Origin of the sequence: Kitasatospora sp. NPDC092039 (genome assembly GCF_044756065.1) — a bacterium.
GTDB lineage: Bacteria > Actinomycetota > Actinomycetes > Streptomycetales > Streptomycetaceae > Kitasatospora.
On record NZ_JBIVSD010000029.1, the window covers coordinates 1 to 1854 of the forward strand.

Genomic DNA, 1854 nt, shown 5'->3' on the forward strand with positions numbered 1-1854 from the left:
CTGGGCCGGTTCCTGGAGGACCAGCGCGAGTTCTCCGACATGTCCGGCGTCCTGCTCGGCATCATCCTCATCCTCTTCGTCGGCATCGCCATCGAGCTGCTGGTGTTCACCCCCGTCGAGCGCCGGGTGCTGCGCAACCGCGGCCTGCTGGCCACCACCAAGTGAGGCACCGCCGATGACGCCCGCCCTCCTCCTCATCGCCCACGGCAGCCGCGACCCGCGCCACGCCGCGACGGTGGCCGCGCTCGTCGAGGAGGTGCGGGCGCAGCGGCCCGGCACCGAGGTCGCCACCGCCTACCTGGACCACTGCGCGCCGCGGATCCCGCAGGTGGTCGGACGGCTGGCGGACGCGGTGGCGGTGCCGCTGCTGCTCAACCGGGCGTTCCACGCCAAGCACGACATCCCCGCCGCCCTGCGCGCCGCCGGTTCCCGGCTGCCGGTCGCGGACGTGCTCGGGCCCTCGCCGCTGCTGCTCGCCGCCCTGGACCGCCGCCTCGCCGGGGCCGGTCTGGACGTCTCCTCCGCCGCCGTCCGCGCCCGTACCGGCGTGGTGCTCGCCGCGGCGGGCTCCTCCGACCCCGCGGCCGACGCCGCGACCCGCGCGGTGGCCGCCGAGTGGCGGCGCACCCGCGGCTGGGCCGCCGTGGAGGTCGCCTACGCCTCCGCCGCGGGCCCCCGCGTCCCCGACGCCCTCGCCGCCCTGCGCGCCGCGGGCGCCACCCGCACGGCCGTCGCCCCCTACCTGCTCGCCCCGGGCCTCCTCCCGGACCGCATCGCGGCGGCCGCCGAGGAGTCGGGCGCGGACGTGCTGGCCGCCGTCCTCGGGCCCGCCCCCGAACTGGCGGCCCTGCTCCTGGAGCGCTACGACGAGGCCCGCTCCACCTCCGCCCGCCCGGCCCTCACCGCCTGAACGGGGACCTCACGGCCCTCCCTCCCGGTTCGGTGCGGATCCACACGGCGCGCCCGACCGCCACCCGGTTCCGGCCCCCGGCGAAGTGCCGTCCGGCCAGGGCGGCACGAAGCCGCGCCTCGTCCCGTACGGCACCAACCATCCGATCCGTCAGGACGCCTTGCGGTGCTGGTACTCGGCCACCGCGGCGGTGATCACACTGAGCGGCACCGGTTCGTCCAGGTCGGCGATGGCGGCCTCGATCCATTCCCGCATGATGGCCGTCGGCCTCAGTCCCCGCTCCCGCGCGCGCCGCCTGACCTCGTCCATCACCGGCTTGGGCAGTCGCAGCGAGGTGGTGATCATCACCGACTCCGCCGGGACCGGCTCACCGGGTTCGGCGCTCATGACCTCGTCCTCGGTGAGCTCGTGCGTCTCGTAGTACTCGGCGATCGCTTCGAGCTCCGCACCGTTGTCAGTCATCTGCCACCTTCAACTCGTCCGCTTGGAGAACAGGCGCCTTTCGGCAACCGTCATGTCACGCGCAGTCGCGCAGTACCACGCCGAAGGCACCGTGGTGCTATCCGCCAGCACCACCAACAGGTGACGACCGGACCGCGTCACGCCGTAGCAGAGCATGGTGCCGGCGCGGCCACCCGAGAACCAGTGCGGGCGGGTGAGGACGACGTCCTCGACCTCCTCCGGATCCACGCCGTGCCTGGCGATGTGCTCCTCGGACCGCTCGTTCCAGTAGATCTCACTTGCACGAGACACAGCGTGTTGCAAACGCAATGCGCCGACCCAGTCACCTTCACTCGGGCAGGTGACGGCGCACGGAAGTGCCGACGGGGCGGGGGGGGGGGGGGCCGCCCCCCCCCCGGGGGGGGGGGGGGGCGCCCCGGGGGGGGCCCGGGGGGGGGGGGGGGGGGGGGCCCCCGCCCCGCCCCCCCCCCCCCCCCCCCCCC

At 75.5% G+C, this 1854-nt stretch carries 3 protein-coding genes and 1 pseudogene; 2 read left to right on the top strand and 2 right to left on the bottom strand.

Annotation, left to right across the window (positions count from 1 at the left end; translation table 11 throughout):
* Positions 1 to 165 (top strand): annotated as a pseudogene (locus ACIQI7_RS35840) (ABC transporter permease); the annotation flags it as partial.
* A gap of 10 nt (positions 166 to 175) precedes the next feature.
* Complete coding sequence (locus ACIQI7_RS35845) at positions 176 to 910, top strand: sirohydrochlorin chelatase (RefSeq protein WP_401118229.1); 735 nt, start codon at positions 176 to 178, stop codon at positions 908 to 910.
* A gap of 150 nt (positions 911 to 1060) precedes the next feature.
* On the opposite strand, the gene ACIQI7_RS35850 is transcribed toward ACIQI7_RS35845, so the two are convergent.
* Both ACIQI7_RS35850 and ACIQI7_RS35855 read right to left on the bottom strand, forming a co-directional pair.
* A complete protein-coding gene (locus ACIQI7_RS35850) occupies positions 1061 to 1372 on the bottom strand; it encodes a hypothetical protein (RefSeq protein ID WP_401118232.1) in 312 nt (103 codons plus the stop codon).
* Between the two features lie 9 nt (positions 1373 to 1381).
* Positions 1382 to 1663, bottom strand: a complete 282-nt coding sequence (locus tag ACIQI7_RS35855; protein ID WP_401118235.1) for a hypothetical protein — start codon at positions 1661 to 1663, stop codon at positions 1382 to 1384.
* Between the last annotated feature and the right edge of the window lie 191 nt (positions 1664 to 1854).